Annotated in this window: 20 protein-coding genes; 18 read left to right on the plus strand and 2 right to left on the minus strand. The window is 58.8% G+C overall.

Going from position 1 to position 18,126, the window contains the following annotated elements; translation table 11 throughout:
- The 18 genes from FY112_RS09505 to FY112_RS09590 all read left to right on the plus strand — a co-directional run.
- The coding region (locus tag FY112_RS09505; protein ID WP_151518264.1) for an AAA family ATPase at window positions 1-671 on the plus strand (671 nt) is incomplete at its 5' end.
- A gap of 41 nt (window positions 672-712) precedes the next feature.
- Window positions 713-1,189: a type VI secretion system tube protein Hcp gene (locus tag FY112_RS09510; protein ID WP_003575677.1), complete on the plus strand. Its 477-nt coding sequence runs from the start codon at window positions 713-715 to the stop codon at window positions 1,187-1,189.
- Between the two features lie 79 nt (window positions 1,190-1,268).
- Window positions 1,269-1,862: a hypothetical protein gene (locus FY112_RS09515; RefSeq protein ID WP_105008874.1), complete on the plus strand. Its 594-nt coding sequence runs from the start codon at window positions 1,269-1,271 to the stop codon at window positions 1,860-1,862.
- Between the two features lie 13 nt (window positions 1,863-1,875).
- Window positions 1,876-4,035 (plus strand): type VI secretion system tip protein TssI/VgrG, encoded by a 2,160-nt coding sequence (tssI, locus tag FY112_RS09520; RefSeq protein WP_151518265.1) that lies wholly within the window; start codon window positions 1,876-1,878, stop codon window positions 4,033-4,035.
- 4 nt (window positions 4,036-4,039) lie between these two features.
- The gene (locus FY112_RS09525; RefSeq protein WP_094087771.1) at window positions 4,040-4,402 is read left to right on the plus strand and encodes a hypothetical protein; all 363 of its coding nucleotides are present in this window, start codon (window positions 4,040-4,042) and stop codon (window positions 4,400-4,402) included.
- Window positions 4,317-5,930: a hypothetical protein gene (locus FY112_RS09530; protein WP_151518266.1), complete on the plus strand. Its 1,614-nt coding sequence runs from the start codon at window positions 4,317-4,319 to the stop codon at window positions 5,928-5,930. The genes FY112_RS09525 and FY112_RS09530 overlap by 86 nt, the downstream gene beginning before the upstream one ends.
- 41 nt (window positions 5,931-5,971) lie before the next feature.
- On the plus strand, window positions 5,972-6,958 hold the full coding sequence (locus tag FY112_RS37560; RefSeq protein WP_017956893.1) for a hypothetical protein: 987 nt from the start codon (window positions 5,972-5,974) through the stop codon (window positions 6,956-6,958).
- Window positions 6,959-7,032: 74 nt separating this feature from the next.
- A complete protein-coding gene (locus FY112_RS09540; protein ID WP_094087768.1) occupies window positions 7,033-7,281 on the plus strand; it encodes a PAAR domain-containing protein in 249 nt (82 codons plus the stop codon).
- Window positions 7,282-7,746: 465 nt separating this feature from the next.
- A complete protein-coding gene (locus FY112_RS09545; protein ID WP_151518267.1) occupies window positions 7,747-8,658 on the plus strand; it encodes a hypothetical protein in 912 nt (303 codons plus the stop codon).
- Between the two features lie 47 nt (window positions 8,659-8,705).
- Complete coding sequence (locus FY112_RS09550) at window positions 8,706-9,179, plus strand: hypothetical protein (RefSeq protein WP_151518268.1); 474 nt, start codon at window positions 8,706-8,708, stop codon at window positions 9,177-9,179.
- Between the two features lie 42 nt (window positions 9,180-9,221).
- Entirely contained in the window at window positions 9,222-10,208 is a 987-nt protein-coding gene (locus FY112_RS09555) for a type VI immunity family protein (protein WP_151518269.1), read from the plus strand.
- Window positions 10,209-10,218: 10 nt separating this feature from the next.
- Window positions 10,219-11,178 (plus strand): type VI immunity family protein, encoded by a 960-nt coding sequence (locus FY112_RS09560; RefSeq protein WP_181018193.1) that lies wholly within the window; start codon window positions 10,219-10,221, stop codon window positions 11,176-11,178.
- A gap of 60 nt (window positions 11,179-11,238) precedes the next feature.
- Window positions 11,239-11,991 (plus strand): GAD-like domain-containing protein, encoded by a 753-nt coding sequence (locus FY112_RS09565; protein ID WP_151518271.1) that lies wholly within the window; start codon window positions 11,239-11,241, stop codon window positions 11,989-11,991.
- A 99-nt stretch (window positions 11,992-12,090) separates the two neighbouring features.
- Window positions 12,091-12,354 carry a hypothetical protein gene (locus FY112_RS09570; protein ID WP_151518272.1) on the plus strand — a complete coding sequence of 88 codons (264 nt, stop codon included), beginning with the start codon at window positions 12,091-12,093 and terminating at the stop codon, window positions 12,352-12,354.
- Between the two features lie 34 nt (window positions 12,355-12,388).
- Window positions 12,389-13,102: a hypothetical protein gene (locus FY112_RS09575; protein ID WP_151518273.1), complete on the plus strand. Its 714-nt coding sequence runs from the start codon at window positions 12,389-12,391 to the stop codon at window positions 13,100-13,102.
- A gap of 241 nt (window positions 13,103-13,343) precedes the next feature.
- A complete protein-coding gene (locus FY112_RS09580; RefSeq protein WP_151518274.1) occupies window positions 13,344-14,237 on the plus strand; it encodes a leucine-rich repeat domain-containing protein in 894 nt (297 codons plus the stop codon).
- Window positions 14,238-14,318: 81 nt separating this feature from the next.
- On the plus strand, window positions 14,319-14,822 hold the full coding sequence (locus FY112_RS09585) for a hypothetical protein (protein WP_151518275.1): 504 nt from the start codon (window positions 14,319-14,321) through the stop codon (window positions 14,820-14,822).
- A 149-nt stretch (window positions 14,823-14,971) separates the two neighbouring features.
- Complete coding sequence (locus FY112_RS09590; RefSeq protein WP_151518276.1) at window positions 14,972-16,150, plus strand: hypothetical protein; 1,179 nt, start codon at window positions 14,972-14,974, stop codon at window positions 16,148-16,150.
- A 149-nt stretch (window positions 16,151-16,299) separates the two neighbouring features.
- Here FY112_RS09590 and FY112_RS09595 read toward each other — a convergent pair whose 3' ends face one another.
- Together FY112_RS09595 and FY112_RS09600 are read right to left on the minus strand one after the other, a co-directional pair.
- Window positions 16,300-17,745 carry an aldehyde dehydrogenase gene (locus tag FY112_RS09595; protein WP_151518277.1) on the minus strand — a complete coding sequence of 482 codons (1,446 nt, stop codon included), beginning with the start codon at window positions 17,743-17,745 and terminating at the stop codon, window positions 16,300-16,302.
- 23 nt (window positions 17,746-17,768) lie between these two features.
- The coding region (locus FY112_RS09600; protein ID WP_151518278.1) for an SDR family oxidoreductase at window positions 17,769-18,126 on the minus strand (358 nt) is incomplete at its 5' end.

The following is an 18,126-nucleotide window of genomic DNA, read 5'->3' on the forward strand; positions in this document are numbered from 1 at the left end:
TCGACAAGGCGCATCCGGGTGTCCAGGAAATCTTCTATCAGGTGTTCGACAAGGGAACGCTGCGCGACGGCGAAGGCCGGGACATAGATTTCAAGAATACCACCATCGTCATGACGGCGAATACAGGTTCGGAGATGATCGCGACACTTGCCGCCGATCCCGACACGATGCCGGAGGCCGACGCGCTCGAAGCGCTGCTGGCGCCGGAATTGCAGAAGCATTTCAAGCCGGCCTTCCTTGGCCGCACGACCGTGCTGCCCTTCATGCCGCTTGGTAACGAGACTCTTTCGGGCATCGTCGATATCCAGATCGGCCGTATCCGTGAGCGGGTCGAGGCCACCTACGGCACCAAGCTTTCATTGTCGCCGGAAGCCCGCGATGCGCTGATTTCGCGCGCGCGCACCAGCGAGGTGGGCGCCCGCGCCATCGAGGTGATGATCGCGCGCGACCTCCTGCCTGATCTTTCGACGTTTTTCCTCGATGCCGTTGGGCAGGGGAAGAAAATTAGCGGGGTCACCATCGGTTACAACGGCCATCGCTTCGGCCTTGATGCCGAAGAGGCCGCCCCACAGGAATTCGACACGCCGGGGGAAAACCGGTTGTCGGATGAAGTAGCCCCGAGCCGCAAGCGCACTCGGGGAGCAGCGAGAAGAAAGGCAACTACGCCTTAGACGCAACTAGGCACTCAACCGCCAACAGGAGAGCTGACAGCATGCCGATTTATCTTCAGATCGACGGTATCCAGGGGGATGCTACCCACGAACAGCATCGCAAATGGATGGATATCGAAGCCATCCACTGGAATGTAGCCCGCAACATGAACACGTCCGCTGGTTCGGCGGCGAACCGTGAAGCTTCCGAGCCGACCGTTTCGGAAGTGATCCTCACCAAGGTCAGCGACTCCTCGTCGACCAAGCTTTTCCAGGAGGCCTGCTCGGGCCGTACAGGCAAGCGCTCCGTCATCCATCTCGTCACCACGGGCAATCCTGGCGACACCTATATCGAGTACTCCCTCGAAAACACGCTGATCGCCAGCTACTCGATCGATTCCAACGGTGACCGGCCGGTCGAGACGATCAAGCTGAACTTCACCAAGATGGAAGTGAAGTACACGCCTTACGACGACAAGCACTCGCCGCAGTCGCCGATGATCGCTTCTTACGATCTCGCGACCACCAAGGCTGCCTGATATCCGACTGGAAGGGGCGCCGCATCGTTGCGGCGCCTGTTCGCTCCATCGTCGTCGCGGGCTTGAAGGAAGTCTTCCCATGAGCGGATTGGCCATCGATAATGTGAAACTGACGAACTACCATCTCATCGTCGAGGAAGTGTTCGACGAAAGCGTCTTCGGCATGGTCGCGCCCAGCTTCAAGATCAAAGGCGTCAAGGGGGTCGGGACCAGTCATCTTCAGGTGATGCGCAGCGTCTATACGCTTGCCATCGGCGAAGATGTCTATTTCAAGGGCCGCAAGCTGCAGGGTTCGCCCGGAGCGCGGGAACTGCTTTCGGAATTCTTCGAATCGGGAACGCAGCTGACGACCCGCCCGAACGGCCGCACGACGGTCATGCACCGCTATCTCGGCAAGAAGAACATCTTCACGGCCAAGGCGCTGGAGCATTACAAAGCGTCCGTCACGCTGAATTTCCTTCCCATCTATGGCGAGGATCCGGCGCCGACCCGTTTACTGTACGGCAATCCCGCGGTCACCTTCATCCAGAAGACCGGAGAGCGGCCGATGGCTGCCGCCTATTTCAACGGCAACAACAACCGGCTGGAACTCCTGCATTATTTCGATCGCCGTACCCTCGTCGACGGCTTTTTGAAACGCTTCTCGGAAGCGTCCGCCGCTGCCGTAGGCTGAGAGGTCCTCATCGATGAACGATATGTCGTCCGCCGCGGATTTCATCCAGGCGAACCGTATTCTGAAGATCGTCTCGCCGCTCGGCGAGGACCAGCTTCTGCCGGAACGGGTGACGATCGAGGAAGGTATTTCCTCGCTCTTTGAAATCAAGCTGTCGGCCCGCGCCAAGAAGCCGTCCGTCAAGCCGGAGGAACTGATCGGCCGGCTGATGGATGTCTCCGTCGAGGTGCAGCAAGGCGAGGATGGCGGAGGTGTGCGCCGGCCGTTCAACGGGCTGGTGACCGAACTCAACGAGGGCCCGCCCATTACCCGCGGCCTCAGATCCTATTCCATGGTGCTGCGGCCACAGATGTGGCTTTTGTCGCGCCGCTCCGACTGCCGCATCTGGATGGACAAAACCTCGGTCGATATCGTCGAGACGCTGTTTTCCGAGCACGGCATCCCGGCGCCGGATACCTCAGGCGTGATCACGCCACCGCCAGCGCAGCATTATTCGGTGCAGTGGAACGAAACGGACCTTGCCTATCTCACCCGCCGTTTCGAGGAAGACGGCCTGTTCTACTGGTTCTCTCATGAGGACGGCAAACACAAGCTGCATGTGGCCGATGGTGCGAGATCCTGGCTCGGCCCGTCGCCATCGGCGCAGGGTGAGGGACGCGTTCGCCTGGCGCAGGGCTCGGCCGACCGCAACCACATCACCGATTGGAGCCGGCGCTATTCCTACGTACCGGGCCAGCGGGCAGGCGCCGACTGGAACTTCGAGACGCCGCGGATGGTGCCCGGCACGATGACGCCATCCCTGGTGCAGATGCCCGAGGCCACCAAACGCGAGCTCTACGAATATCCGGCGCGCATTTCTTCCGTGGCCGAGGCGGAGCGGGCGGAAAAACTCAGGATGCAGGCCTCCGAAGCCGATCACGACCGGGTCTTCGGCGCCTCCACATCCCGCATTCTGGAGGCGGGACGCCGCTTCACCCCCTATGAAGTCGCCCATCCCGACCATGTCTATGAGGAACATGTGGTGGTCAAGGCGGTGCATACCGTCGTCGACCGATCCTACGAGACGAACAGCAACGAGCCGGAATACACGAACACATTCGAGGCGGTGCCGTCGCGAGTGCCGATGACCCCGCATCGCGAGACCAAGCGGCCGCGGATCGAGGGCACCCAGGTGGCGATCGTCGCCGGCCCGTCCGGCGAGGAGATCCACCCCGACCAGTACGGCCGCATCAAGCTGTGGTTCCCCTGGGACCGCAAGGCCAAGAAGGACGGTTCCGACACCTGCTGGGTGCGCGTGGCGCAGAACTGGGCGGGTTCCACCTGGGGCGGGCAGATCATTCCGCGCATCGGCATGGAGGTGATGGTCGCCTTCGTCGACGGCGACCCCGACCGGCCGCTGGTGACAGGGGTGGTGCCCAATCCCGCCAATGCGGTGCCTTATACGCTGCCGGCGAATAAGACCAAGAGTACATTCCGAACCCAAACCCATAAGGGCACCGGTTTCAACGAGATGAGCTTCGAGGACGAGAACGGTCGGGAAGAAATCTACATGCATGCGCAGCGGGATCACCGCATCCATGTCGAAAATTCTCGTTCGAAGCGCGTCGATAATAACCAGTCGGAATCGGTCGGCCATAACAAGACGATCGAGGTCGGTAACAACCACCACGAAGTGATCGGCGGCAACATGACGCTGATGGTTGGCCCGAACATCCTTCAGAAGGGAGTGACGGCCGCCATGGGTATTCTGCGCAGCAAGGTCGGCGACTTGCTCACCGATAAGCTTGGTGCGTTCACAGACAAGCTCGGCCTCCTGTCCGACACGACCATGGGCGAGGGCAATCTCGTTATCGGGGTGGCCAAGAACAAGGCCGAGACGGTGATGGTATCTTCCACAGAAATCGTCGGCGCGGCGAAGTCGATGACGATCGGCGGCGGATTGCAGACGACGGTCGGGGGCATCCGCAACGATTCGACCGCCATCGGCCATTATCAGGAAGTCGGTATGGCCAAGTCCACGGTCGTGGGTAAGACCTACGAGATCGTGGTCGGCAAGACCAGTGTCAGGATGGAGGCGGACGGGACGGTTCACGTCAAGGGCGAAAACGTGACGATCGAGGCGGGACAGGAACTGGTCCTGAAGGCTTCGAAAGTAGATATCCGCAGGAACTGACGCGATGACCCTCGTAACCTCCGGCGGCTGGATTCCCGAGGCAAACGAACGGCGCAGCGTTCGCGACGAAGTTCGCAGCCGCTTTCAGGGGCGCGTCGGGATCCGACCATTCAGTTCCATGGCGGAATTGTCCTTCAGTCCCGAACAGCAGGTTTCCGTTGTCCAGGAACTCATATCCAAGGCCAATCCGCAGAACTCGGCAGACATTGCTACAGGTCTCGGGGCGTTGTCCGCGGCCCTTGGAAGTGTCGGCCTCGGTACCAGCGGCTTGATGGCGGCAATTGGAGCGCCGTCGCTCAACTTCGACGAGCTCGTGCCACAGGAGTTTCAGAAGTGGCATTTTCTTGGGGAAGATGCCGATGGGTAGTGCGATGGGGGCCGGATATCCGGATACGCGCCCGCAGGGCTTTCATCCAAATCCAGAGACCGATCTGCAGAAATACACCTATGACAGACTGCTCGAATACTGGAGCATGGTCTATACGCTTGGCCTGCTGGGCGGCGTCCTGGGCACCGCGGAGGAGCAGAAGGCGGCTCGAGAAGCGGTGCTTGCCGCCCTGGAGGGCGCGGTCAAGGAGGCCATGGGCCTTGTTGAAGCCGCCGGCGTCGCGATCGACGATTACACGCCACCCGGTTTAGGCGCCGCCAATCTCGGGATCCAGCGCGGTGGACTGTGGGCAGCGCAGAAGGTCGGCACCTTCTTTGGCTACGATCCGGGCTTTAAGGACGATATCGAAAATCTCGACCGCAGCATACGAGACAGCGTCGCCGTCGATGTGAACCAGACCTCGCAGGTCATGAAGGGGGGGAAGGCGACGGTCGAATGGCTCGGCAAAAGTACCGGGCTTTACGATTACAAGGCGGACACGACGGCCGAGGACAAGGTCATCGCGGCCACGCAAGGTACGGTCAGCGCGCGCCACGCGCAGGTCACCGCAGCGCTTTCCAAGGTGTGGAATGCGCTGAAAGAGACCGCTCTGGCGCGCTACAAGCAATTCCTTTCCGACTGGGAGAAGGGCGGCCCGAGCTACGCCTTCGGGACCCTCGGCATCGACGGCGCCTTCCTCGCGCTTGAATTGGCGATTTCGGCGGCGGCCGGCGCTCTGACGGCTGGCGCAGGCGCCGTCGCCCTCAAGGTGGCGGTGTCGATCGGCAAGAAGGTCGGCAGCGCAGCGCGCAAGATCGTCATCGTGCTGAAGCGCGCCGCCGGCAATGTCGGCAAGACTGCTCGCATCGAACTCCCCGAAGCCAAAGTTGTGGAGCATGCCAAGGTACATAAGGGTTTTGGCGACGACCAGGCGGGGCTGCCGAAGTCGACCCATGAAAACGTCAAGGACCCGGGTGGGCCGGCGACTGCTGACAAGAAGAAATTCAGCTATAAGGAGATGTCCGATAAGGCCGAGGAGCAGGCGCGCAAGAAATTCTCTGACGAGGGCTATAGCCAGCAGTTGGTTATCCAGAACCCGCAGGGCAACGGCGTCGATCTCATTGGACGTGACCCAACGACCAACAAAATAATTTTTGGGGAGGTCAAGTCTAACGGCGCTATTTTGAGCGAAGATCAATCCTACATGGGTGGGCCGGCTTATGTAAGGGATCGCCTGGACCGTGTTGCGTCCCAAAGTGGCGAGTGGAAGAATGCTACCCCAGCTCAGGTTGCGGACGCGCGGAAGGCCTTGAGATGGTTGGACGAAAGCCCCGACTTCAAAGAAATCAAATATGACGTCGATGCCGACACCGGTGCAGTCACGAATTATCGTGAAAGAGACTGGGACTACGCTCCGGGCGAACGCGAGGCCCGCGTAAAGTGGTATGACGGCGGCGGCGGGCAGGTTACAAGCAAGGGCAAGCCGATCGGTCGGGGAAGCCGCAGTCGTGGTCCTCCGAAAAAATAGATGTGTTCAAGGTGCAGCCAAAGGCAGGGTTTAGGGTGAACATGAATCTGTCAGAAATCAGAAAATACGTTACGGCGGAATTTCCGGAGTGGCTGGTCAAGTACGAGCAAATGCTGGCTAGCTTGGTGCGTAGCGACCTGCAGGAATGGCTCGACGGCGATGACTCCCACGGCAAATCCATCGGCCGATATCTGAGCCAGCTCAGCCTTCTGGAGTTGAAGGCCTTTGTCTTGAGCGCCGTCGAGGGCCATCTGGCATCCGACCGGCTAGCGATGGCGGCACGCCTGTCCGCTCCGCGGCTTCCCTATGCGATCGGCATTCAGCATCTGAACACCAACAGTGCGGCATCCTTTCCCGACTTCGTCAACGGGCTGGCCCTGACGATGACCGTCGGCTGGAAGGACTGGAGCGAGTTGCTTGGCCGGCTTGCGTTGCAGGAACTGGAGAAGGATGCGATCCAGCGCGGCAAGTTCCATGGCGGAGCCCTGGGGCAGGGCGTCACCAGCTTCGGTTTTCCCTATGCGATGATGGATATCGTCGCGGACTGGTTGAAGGCGGACGAGGCCGCGACAATGACCGAGTGGCGCGAGAAGGCTTACGACGAATATGCAGGCGGTTATGGCGGCTGGAGCGAGCTTGTCGAGCACTGGCGGGAGCCGGACGCGGTTGCTTTCCACCGTATCCTCGCCAAGGCGGCCGACTACCACGTCGCACAGAGCAGCGACATGACGACCACCGGCGACAAGCGCAACAAGCGCGAGAAGCATTACGAAATAGAGCCGGATGCCTATTGGGCGTTTCCCGTTCTGCTGCTGATGATCCTGCGCATGCGCGAATGGGAGGGCTTGCAGAACCCCGGCTATCTCAATCACGACCTGTTCCAGATGGGCGTCTTCAAGGAGCTTCCGAAGCCGGTCGCATGGCCTGCCGATGCCCTTTTCGACGCAGTGGACAGAAAGTTCCGTCAGGAATTTCCAGACACGCCCTCTACGGCAGATCTGCCTAGGCTGCGTGCAGAGCAATCCTAGTCATTGCAGTCTTTGCGAAAGGAGGTGAGCCGGTGACGAATGTTTCACTTAAGGGCCACAACCATGTTTGTCCGATGGTCGAACCCGGGCCGAAGCCGCATGTGGGCGGCCCGATCTCGGAAACGCAGACACTGGTGACGGTGGAAGGGGTTCCGGTTGCGGTTGTCGGCGACAAATGCACCTGCGCGGTCGGTGGGCCCGACACGATCAGCGGCGGCTCGTCGATCGTCTTTATCGAAGGCAAGGCGCTTGCCCGCATCGGTGACCCGACGGCCCATGGCGGCCGTGTCGTCGAGGGTCTCGGCTGGTTCACATCCGAATAAATTTAACTGCGCGTGGCCGACAGTACGTCGGGCTGGTCGGCCCGTCACAGTCGGCACAGGGGGAGGGTCGGGTGCGGCGGCTGAGGCAGGGCTCGTTCGACCGCTGCAATGAAGTCAGCTGTCGGCGGTATCTTGGGACGTCGCCTGTTGAAGGATTGGACAATGAATGACGCTCAACATTGGCGGATCGAGCCGAGACTCTGGGAGAGAAGCCTCTTATTCTAAACGAGGAAGTCGTTTTTCCAGCCAATTTCATATTCCTGTTCGAATTCGGAGGGGAAGCTGGAAACGTATACTCGGAGGGCAGTCGAACCGATCGATCCATCATATGGCGATCCGGACCGCGAGAAGGCGGGGTTGATCTCTCCGAGTATAAACCGATGAAAATTTGAGGATGGCGGGGCCTCCGCCTCGACACAATAGGTATACGTGTTTTGACAGCAAAATTTTGTAAGAGATTGAAAAATGCCATCGGTCGCGCAGACGATTACAGCAAATCTGAACCAAGAGAAGCGCGACATCCGGGACTGGGTCGAGGATTCTTTCAACAAGGAAATTCTCTACGACGAACCGCTTTCTGAAACGATCGAGCCATTCGTTCGTGACGGGAAGAGCGAAAAGAAGCTGGTTCCGGATGCGCTCGGTTCCATCGCAAGCTGGCATATGCGGATGGCGATGAACAAGAGCCTTAACGAAGCCCTTTATCCTGCCGACGAGATTGCGAGGTCCGGCATTTACCGGTTCTGGCACTACGAATGTGCGCATGCGGTCATGGAATCGGACGATCCGGCCGGCTACAAATTTCCAATACGGCCGTTCACTGACGTTTCCACCATGCTGGCGCTTGGTTGGCTGAGCCATGCAAACCGCCTGGCCGAGACGATTTTCGACCGGTGGGACGCACAGACCGACGGTAACGGCGCCGTCGCGTGGAAAAGTCTGCCGCAATATCTGCCATGGCTTTCAGTCAAACTCTACAAGGCGTGGCGGGGGAGCGACGAGACCTATGATCTGGAGCCGGATGACGGAGAAATGGGTGATTTTTTCCCATTGCTCGAAGCGCTCTTCGATCCGCGACCCCGTATATTCGGCGAGGCATTGGCAAAAGCTGCGGACTTCCATGCATCGGGGTGCGGGACGGATGACTACGACGTCGTCAACGAAGAAGAATTGTGGTTCTTGCCGGTCGAACTGCTAGCCGCATGCCGGCTCCGCCAGCAACGTGGCCTCGATCTCCCGCCGTTGGATTATCCCCTGTTCAACGCCACGCCGCTTTGCCGCTTCCAGAATGCGCTGCCGGTTCCGTTTGACGAAACCTTGGCAAAACTGCTGCCGGCTTACGCTGCCGCGACCAACAAGTTCGATCTGAAAGTCTGAACGGGCAATGGTATGCGATGCCGAATACAACGCGGAATTCGATGAACATGTCGAGTGTCGACTTCCTCGTGGATGGCGAGATTACCGCGCCGGAGGAACAATCGGTCAACAAGGTTGACGTGGGCTCTGAACTCGCCGGCCATGCCAACCGTGCCGTGGCATTCGGTGCGCGACGGCTTCGCATGCAGGGCGACGCCATTGGACAGCTAGATGGATGCAGAATTGCCGGACTTTCTAATCATGGATGGCCGGCTCCACGCGAGGATGTGAATTTTAAAAATGATTGCGACTGCTCTGGCGGCGGCGGCAGTGCCCCGGCGCCGGTGACCGTTGCTGCGCCTGCGAAGGAGCCTGCGTCTTTGATGGATGACCCTGTCCAGTGGGCGAAAGAAAATCCTATAAAGGCGACCGTCGCTGGAGTGGCCGCAGGCGTCGTGACGGGCGGCGCAATTTACTACGGTGGCGCTGCTGTTGCTGCCCTTTTGGGGGGCGGAGCGCTGATGACCGCAGCTGCGCAGTGAATTTAGATTTAAGGAAAGTCGGCGCAAACGAGGCGAGGCACGATGACTGATGAAAGTGCGATTACAGCGGATGCACGCGACTGGAGTTTCCTGGATGCTATCGGAATCGCCTCGGCCCGCGGCAATCCGATGTTGCGGTTAGGGCACTATATCGATTTCGCGCTGCAGAGGGCCACGAGCCTCGAAATCCGTGAGAAGATGACGGATGTCATGCTTGAGTACAAACAAATATTCGAAGACAAGCTGACGCATTATATTCCGCATGACGGTCGCCGGCTGCATTCGTTGAGCAAGATCGACTACGACAGCTACATTCGGGAACGTGCGCGCACTCCTGACAACGTGAAAAACGATGATGGTTTCGAGGCTTCGTTGTTTGGTTATCCCGAAGGCGGCGATCTCGACGATCCGACCATCTATTACGCCGAAGCGATTGGCGAAACCGAAATGCGGGAATTCTCTCGCATAGGCATCTACCTGCCAGCCAGTTGGCCCGAAAAAGTCGGCTATGACCAATATCGTTCGCTCGTTCAAGGTTGGTGCGAGAAATTGAAACCTGCATACGGTACGGCTGGTCTGTCGATCCTGTTCAACGAAGGACGCCAAGGGCTCGCCGACCGCCTACTTGCCTTTCCGATTGCCAAGAGGTTTCCGGGCCTCGACGTGCCCGAGCAGTCGCGCTGGTATGTTCGCATGAACCGCTTGCGGAAAAAGGCGATACGGACGGTTAATTGGTTGACATTCATTGACAATGGCTTGGTAAACGACCTGGGCGGACAATCAAGGCTTGCCGATGAACTGGGTGCTTCGTGCCCGATCTATTCTTATGATGGCGGCGTCATGATACAGGCAGGCGATAGACCAGAATTGGGCGACCTCAATCGAGGAATGGTACCAAAAGGGTATCAGCGCGTTGCCCGGATCCTGAAACCCATACGTTTCGACGATCACCAGCGCCCCCTAATCGATGCGCCCCCACCTTTGGATGCTCTTGAAGAATCGATCAAGTGGGTTAGACGGTTTGATTGAGCCCTTTTTTATGCGTAGCGCAACTCAGATTGACTCATTTGCCAACAGCGATGGTTTTGTGGAGACACACATCGGTTTTGCGGTGGAGCTGTTCTTTCTGGGCGGAAGTGAAAGCCGAACCAGACTGATACTCTGCGACATGCTCCGTCAATATCATGCGCTGTTTACGGATGCGCTGTCGCATTTTCTCAAGCTGAATACGAGCCGCCTGACGAAAATCACTGGCAGCGATTACCTGGACTATTATGAAAATATGGCGCGGGAGCTGACTTCATCCGAACCCATGGAAGCAATGGTGTTCGGATATCCTGGCAAGAAAGTTGTCGATGAGCCGACGCCTTTAAGCATTTCTTTCAAGTGTGCCGGCCCCGATCCCATGAGCCCGCTTGGAAGATCGATGATCTGCGCCTATTTTCCGGCATCCTTTGTGGCAGAACGCGGCTACGGCATTTTGCTCGATCTTACGAAGCGGTGGGCGTCATCGGTCGGGCTACTTCATGGCAGCGCGGGCTATAGTCTTTTGTTCGAGCATGGGGTTTTTGCCGGCAGCAATACTGTCGCAGAGACCGTTCTACCCCTACTCAAACGTTTTCCTGGATTGGATTTTTCCGATCCACTTCATTTCGAAGTAGAATCGGATCTCGGCGATGGCCGTCAGATCAAGTCGATCAACTGGCTGACCGTCATCAACGAAGAGATTGTCGGGAAGCTGGGAGGGCAGGGCGCACTTTCCAAAGAACTCGGGGAGACTTGCCCGATCCACGAGATCGACGGCGGCCTTATTATACAGGCAGGCAGCGAGCCGCAACTGGGCGATGTCAACCGTGGTCTGGTTCTCGACGATTATCGCAGCGTCGCAAAAGTCTTGGAGCCCGTTCTTTTCAAGGATTATCGGCGGGGCCTTTTTGTCCTACCGGCACCATACGACAAGATCGAAGAAACGCGGAGGTGGCTTCGAAGGTATGAATAGCTGGGTTGAAACAGGGCTCTACCATAACGGTATCCGAGATCGCGATTTCGGGAGATACGAATGACCGCAGCAGAGTTTGTTGAGACGCGAGGCAAACCTCACGAGGCAAGACAGATTTCCGAGGCCGACGCGAAAAGCGCCCTTGGGCGCGTTCCGGAAGACTTGCGAGAGTTCTGGATGCAATATGGCGTGGGGTACTATGCAAACAGGAACTACTGGCTGTGCACACCGGCTCTCTTCGAGGGCTTCCTCCGCCAGATATTGGCCAATGTGCCGGAATTGAATGCCGATGACCTCGCCGCCTTCGGATATTCTAGCCTGGGAACCGTCAATCTCTGGCACAAGACAGGACGGCACTTCACATTTTCGCTCGATGTCGCGTTGCTGATGGATTTGACGAGCCGAAGCCGAACCGATCCGCCGCCCCATGATCTGGAGGAGATCTATCGCGCGGCCGGTGTGGATATGCCCGAAAACGCGGTCGAGCTGTTTCTGGAAGCGAGGTCTGCGCCGGAAGACATCTGGAACATATTGTTGGCGGCAACCAGCACGGATTCATACAACGCGATTTATGACGACAACGGTAAAGCGCTCACACCGCAGCTTCGCCGAGGCCTCGGCGAGCTTTCGCAGAACGAGATCTATTTTCGGGATAGGACTGCAGGGGAAAATACGATTGACCATTATCAAAAACTGAAAATTTCCGCGGCTGTCTCGCGCGTGCCTGACGAGATTTACTATTCATTCGCAGTCGAAGTCGGAGGGCAGCAGCAAATTGTCTCCCAAACGATCCCCGCTGGTAGCGTCCGGTAAATTTGCCTCGGCTTACCGCTGGCCCGCAATGGGCGAGAGCATATTTGCGCTGCGTTCGCTGGCGCGCCCGGCAGCGCCGGTTCGCTCTAAGGAGGAATTATGGTCGTACCCGTCAAGTTCGTTGTCGCTTGCGCCGCAGCCGACGACATCTTCGTGATCGCGACGATCCCTGACGAACTGCCGAAGGATGCGGAATTTACCCGTCTTTACTACCTCTGCCCGGAAATGGAAGACGTGTGGCACTACCGGGATTGGCCCAACGAACAGGTGGTGTCGCTATGCCTGCGCCGGGAGCGGGAAGGGGTGAGACGCAGCCTGCGCCCTGACGGGGGAAGGAGACATCGAGATCGCGAACTCTGCTGAGGAGACCTATGAAAAAATCTCCGGCGCAGGTCTGATGGGAGCGCGCGCTCTGGGCGCGGTGACGCGGATCAGAGAGATAGGCTCCACCTTGTTTGTCTGCGGCAATTACGGACAGGTCTATCGGCGCGACGAGACCAATTGGACGCCTATCGATGGAGAACTGACGAAACTTGGCATAAGCGCCCTCAACTTGACGTTCCCAGATGCGGCGTCGGTTTCCGACGATATGCTGCGCCAGTTTACGCAATCGATGCGGCAGGCGCCCAACTTCAACGATATTGGCGGCACAAGCGAGACTGACATCTATGTTTGCGGCAACGGTGGAAATCTCTTCCACTACGACGGCAAGGCCTGGGCGAAGATCGACATCAAAACCGATGCCATCCTGACCGCCATGCATTGCATCTCAGCAGACGAAGTGTTGGTCGTGGGCGAAGACGGCACCGTTTTGACTGGGAACGCCCGGGCCGGCTTCCGCAGCTTGGGCGAATATTTCCCCGGCGATTACATCTGGTCGGTCCGCAGCTTCCAAGGGAGGACCTATTTAGGAACCTTGCACGGCCTTCACGTGCTCGAAGGTTCTCGTGTGAGGCTGCTCACGAGTGGAAAGTTGGACGGCAAGACACAGGTCATCAGTCTCGACAGCGTGTCTGACAACGCTTTGTGGATAGCGACCAATCGTCATGCATTCCGTTACGACGGCAACGCTTTCACGTTCTATGAGCATGGCGACAATGTCGCGTACTAACGGCTTCGCATACCGAACCCGCCGCAATGAAGAAACCAGCTGTCAGTGTAATCAATCTCAGTTTCTGGAGTCTGGTGTTTATCTGCCTGGTCAACAAGACGACCCGCGCAGCTCAAGGACATTGAGCTTGCGCGCCGCAACGCTACCGAATCCGTCGCTCTGACGTTGGCGCAAAAGCGCCAGGTCTCAAGAAAATGCTACAGCCAGGTATCTGTTGCTTGCCCTTGATAAGGAGAAATAAGTGTCGGAAGTTCTGTTCGAAGCCGATGAGCGAACCATGGACAATTTGATGAGGGGGCCTCATGTCATCGTGCGGACGGCTGCATCCCGATTTGCAAAGAAGGAAGCGGCCTTCAACAAGGAAGGCTTCGAAAAATACGGTGATCTGATCGACCAATATGAATGTGATGGCTTCTCCATCGAAGTTCAGGATGTCGCCGAGGGGAGGCTGCAGGAATACTTCGCCCCTAGCCTCGATGGTATCAAGAACAAGGATGCCATTGGAAAGATCGGCATTTCCGGATCGGGCGCTTTTGCTAAGGATTTCGATCTCGACAGGTTCAAGCGGTTCGGCAGCGTCAAGGCGATCACAACCCAAGATGTGCCTTTCGGAGATGCGCTGCCGGACCTGTTTCCGCAACTTGAGGCATGGCTCAATCTCGATTGGAAGGCCAATAAGATCAAAGCGCTGAATGGCAAATGGCCCGACCTCGCCAATCTCTCGCTCCAAGGCTTTTCCGGCTCCCTGTCGATTTTCGAAGGAGCTCCGATCAAGAGGCTTTTCCTGATCGCTTCGACCATCAAGGACGTCGAGGACATTCTGCGCTTCAAGGAGGTCGAAGTTTTGCAGATTTCCTCATGTAAGATTGCAGGCGATGTTTCGGTTTTTTCGAAGTTGAAGAAACTCCGGTCGCTACGGATATATGGGAAGAACAAGCTGGAAGGCTGGGAAAACCTAAAGAGTGATATTATGCAAAATCTCGAAATATCTCACCTTCCTTGCAAGTTACCGAAAGAGCGTTTTCCGAAGCTGCGCAACTACGTCATCAATGCCTACCGGCCGCGTGACCCCTTCTATGAAGAAGGTGGCGATCTCGGGAAGCTGGGGCGCGCGTTCAGCAGCATTTTTGATTAAGAGGGCTTTTCCCGACCTGCAGCGCCGCGTGTTTTTTCAGACGCGCGAAGGACGCTGTAGCATTATGCGCGAGATGAATCGATGAAGTTGGGTTTCCTCCAATCCATGACCGACACGAGTTCAGCATTGTGGCTTTCCCACACTCTGATCATGCGGCTTGCAGGCCTTATCTCGGCGGCGGGCTTCGACGAGACGAAACGGACCACCGCGCATAAGGGACTAGATATCACCGTCTACGTAGACAGTCTGCGAGGCTCGGTGCTGGCCGGGCAACAAGGGATTGCCGCCAGCGCGAACGATCCGGACGTCTTCCTGTATGGTAGGGCGTCCAAGCCTTCCGGCTGCGACTGGGTGGCGTATTACGTGCGCCTGCGCTACGAGGCGATCACCGGCGCATCCAACAAGCTCGACCGGTTTCTCGAGATGATCAGAGCGGCGCTTGCTGCGGTTGTCCAAAAGGCCAAGGTGAAGATCATCGCATTGGATCAGTGGGAAGAGATCGCCGCCGCCATCAGAAAAGAGGTGGCCAGCGATACTTCGTTGCATTTTAACCGAACGGAAAGCGAGGGAACCTTCGTCGTGTGACGCGGTCGGTTTCTGTTAGCCGGCATTGGATGCCGTGCGCGGCATTTACCGGGACATGGAGGCCGCTCAGAGACGGTGGCGAGAAGATCGCCTTAACCAAATCGAGCGGCGGCAGCTGACGGCTTCACGAAAGAAATTAGGGGCACACCATGACCGACGCCGACGCAAAGCTGCTGCGGACATTCATCGCCGACGAAAACGAAGCCTTTGCCGATCGGCGCCAGGGAAAGTTCTGGCCTGCCAATCACCATCATATCGGGCCGCTGGCGACCAAAGTTTCGGGCCTGCTCGATCCGAACGAGCAGATCGATTTCTATTTCCATTTCATGCGCGTTGCCGGCGGCGCACCCTCTGTCGGAGACCGGGAAATGCCGCTGCTGGTCGAGGCCTACCGGCGCATGCTGCCGTTTCTCGATCTTGGTGGCGTCATCCAGATGTCGCGGCGGCACAAGCTGCTGTTCGTGTTCGGTTTCGACGATACCGGCGCCCTGCCCAGCGGTGAGACGATTTCGGCCAAGGCGCTAAAGGCGCGGCTCAAGCTCATCACGCAGGTCGGCAATTACACGACGATGCCTGCCCAGCGCGACAAGAAGGCAAAGTTTGTTCCCTTTGCCGATGAGGCGGTGCGCATTCTCGAGGTTTTCCGGCATCTGGGTTATCGCCACGACCGACGTTATGGTGAAGACCTCTATGACGTCACCAATCTCGGCTTCTGGGGCATGGTGTTTATCTGCCTGCTCAACAAGGCGACCCGCGGCGAGCTTGTTGCCGATATGATCGAGGGCAAATATGATCTTATGCGGCGCGTCGAGCAACTGGCGATGTTGCACCGCTATGTCGAGACAGTTCTGCCGGATATCGAGCCTGACGAAGAGCGTTTCCGCTTGCTGGCGCGGCAGCTCAAGGACATCGAGCTTGCGCGCCGCAGTGCCACCGAATCCGTCACCCTGGCGCAAAGGCTGGGCCTGCCATTTGGCGATGACGAGGACTGGGAAATCCATATTGCGATCCCGCTGCGTGGCACCGAAGGTCATCCGCTGATCGCCAAGAATGTCGTGCGATTGCAGATCCGGCCGAACCCGGACTGGCAGTGGGAACTGAATGCGCGTATCGCCGAGCGCGGAGAGTTCTCGGAAAGCGAGAAAAAGACCTACCGGAACGATCTCGGCCTTCTCCTTCTCGGATGCGGAAACCTTGATGCCTTTCCGACATGGCTGAGACAGGTGCGGGAGAAAAACGGCCTGGATTTCGACACCGGCGCCGCCGACATTCGTGTGGGCCGCAAGCGGGCGGCAGCCAAGCTCATCGCCCAATGGCTGGAGAGCTGAACTCGGATCGATCGCAGTCGCGGTTCGCCGCCCACGCCACACCGAAGCTGAAACGTCTCCCTAAGAGCGGTGCGAAATCTCTTTCGCTGGTCTGAGCATAGGCCGTGCCACGACCGCAATGGCGTCGTGGCACGGTGACGACTGTCGGCTCAGAAGGGATAGTGCTGGGCGGAATCCTCGACCGTGATCCAGCGCAGGTCGGTGAATTCGGCGATTGCCGCCTTGCCGCCGAAGCGGCCATAGCCGCTGCCCTTGACGCCGCCGAAGGGCATTTGCGCCTCATCGTGCACGGTCGGGCCATTAATGTGGCAGATGCCGGATTCGATCTGTGCCGCAACCGCCATTGCCCGCTGGACATTCCGGCTGAAGATGGCCGCCGATAGGCCGTATTCGCTGTCGTTGGCGATGCGGATGGCTTCTTCCTCGCCGGAGACGCGAATGATCGGCTTGACCGGGCCGAAGGATTCTTCCGAGTAGACACGCATCTCGGGCGTGACGTGATCGAGCAGCGTCGCCTCGACCACGGTGCCGGAGCGCTTGCCGCCGGCCACGAGCTTTGCCCCCTTGGCGGTCGCATCGGCAATCAACTCATCCATTTTCTTCGCCGCGTCGAGGCTGATCAGCGAACCGAGAACAACGTGGCCGCGCGGATCGCCGGCCGGGAGCTGGCTGGCGCGGGCGGCCAGTTTGGCGACGAACTGGTCGGCGATCGTCTCGTCGACGATGATGCGTTCTGTCGACATGCAGATCTGGCCCTGGTTCATGAAGGCGCCGAAAATGGCGGCATCGACGGCACCGTCGATATCGGCGTCGTCGAGAATGACCAGCGGCGCCTTGCCGCCGAGCTCGAGGAGGGCGGGTTTGAGATGCCTGCCGCAGGTCTCGGCGATGATCTTGCCGACCTTGGTCGACCCGGTGAAGTTCACGCGCTTGACGGCCGGATGGGCAATCAGCGCCGCAACGATCTCGGGCGCATCCTCCGGCGCGTTGGTGATGACATTGACGACACCCGCCGGCAGGCCGGCTTCGGTCAGTGCCGTCGCGATCAGCCGGTGCGTGCCGGGGCATTGTTCGGATGCCTTGAGGACGACGGTATTGCCGCAGGCGATCGGCATGGCGATGGCGCGGGTGGCGAGGATGACGGGCGCGTTCCAGGGGGCAATCGCCAGGCAGACGCCTGCAGCCTGGCGAACGCCCATGGCGAGCGTGCCGGGTTTGTCGGAAGGGATGATTTCGCCTGATATCTGCGTGGTCATGGCGCCGGCCTCGCGCAGGATGTTGGCAGCGAACATGACATTGAAGCCGGCCCAGGGCGCGGTGGCGCCCGTTTCCTCGATCATCAATTGGGTAAACTCGCCCACCTTGGAATCCAGGATATCGGCGGCCTTCATCAGGATCGCGCGGCGCTGGCCGGGGCCGGTCTTCGACCAGGCGCCGAAGGCGGCGCTGGCGGCATCGACCGCAGCGGCGGCATCCTCCAGGCTTGCCGCGGCGGCGCGGCTTGCGAGCTTCTCGGTGAAGGGATCGATGCGATCATAGGTGCGGCCGCCGGAGGCCGCGCGGTCTGCGCCGTTGATGAGGAGGGAAATATTCATCGGAGGTCTCCTTGGGACAAGAACTAGAAGCCGAGGACTTCGGCGTTGATGGAAGCTTCGAGGCCGCCGTCGGCGGCAAGATTGGCGCCGTTGATCCAGCGTGCGCCATCCGAGCAGAGGAAGAGTACGGCGGGTGCGATATCGGCGGAGGTGCCCGCCCGGCCGACGCGGGTGATGTCGCTGTCGACCCTGGCGTCGCCGAGCACGGCGCGGAACTGCTTGAGGATCGGCGTTTCCACCGGGCCGGGGCTGACCGCATTGACCCGGATGCCGCGGTTTTTGAACAGCGGCTGATGGGCTGCCCGCATGGTCCAGAGCAGCAGCAACTCCTTGGAGAGCGGGTAGCCTTCCTCGTCCTTGAGACCGTGTTCGGCGACGAGT

It is taken from the genome of Rhizobium sp. PEPV16 (assembly GCF_008919455.1).
Classification (GTDB): Bacteria; Pseudomonadota; Alphaproteobacteria; order Rhizobiales; family Rhizobiaceae; genus Rhizobium; species Rhizobium leguminosarum_Q.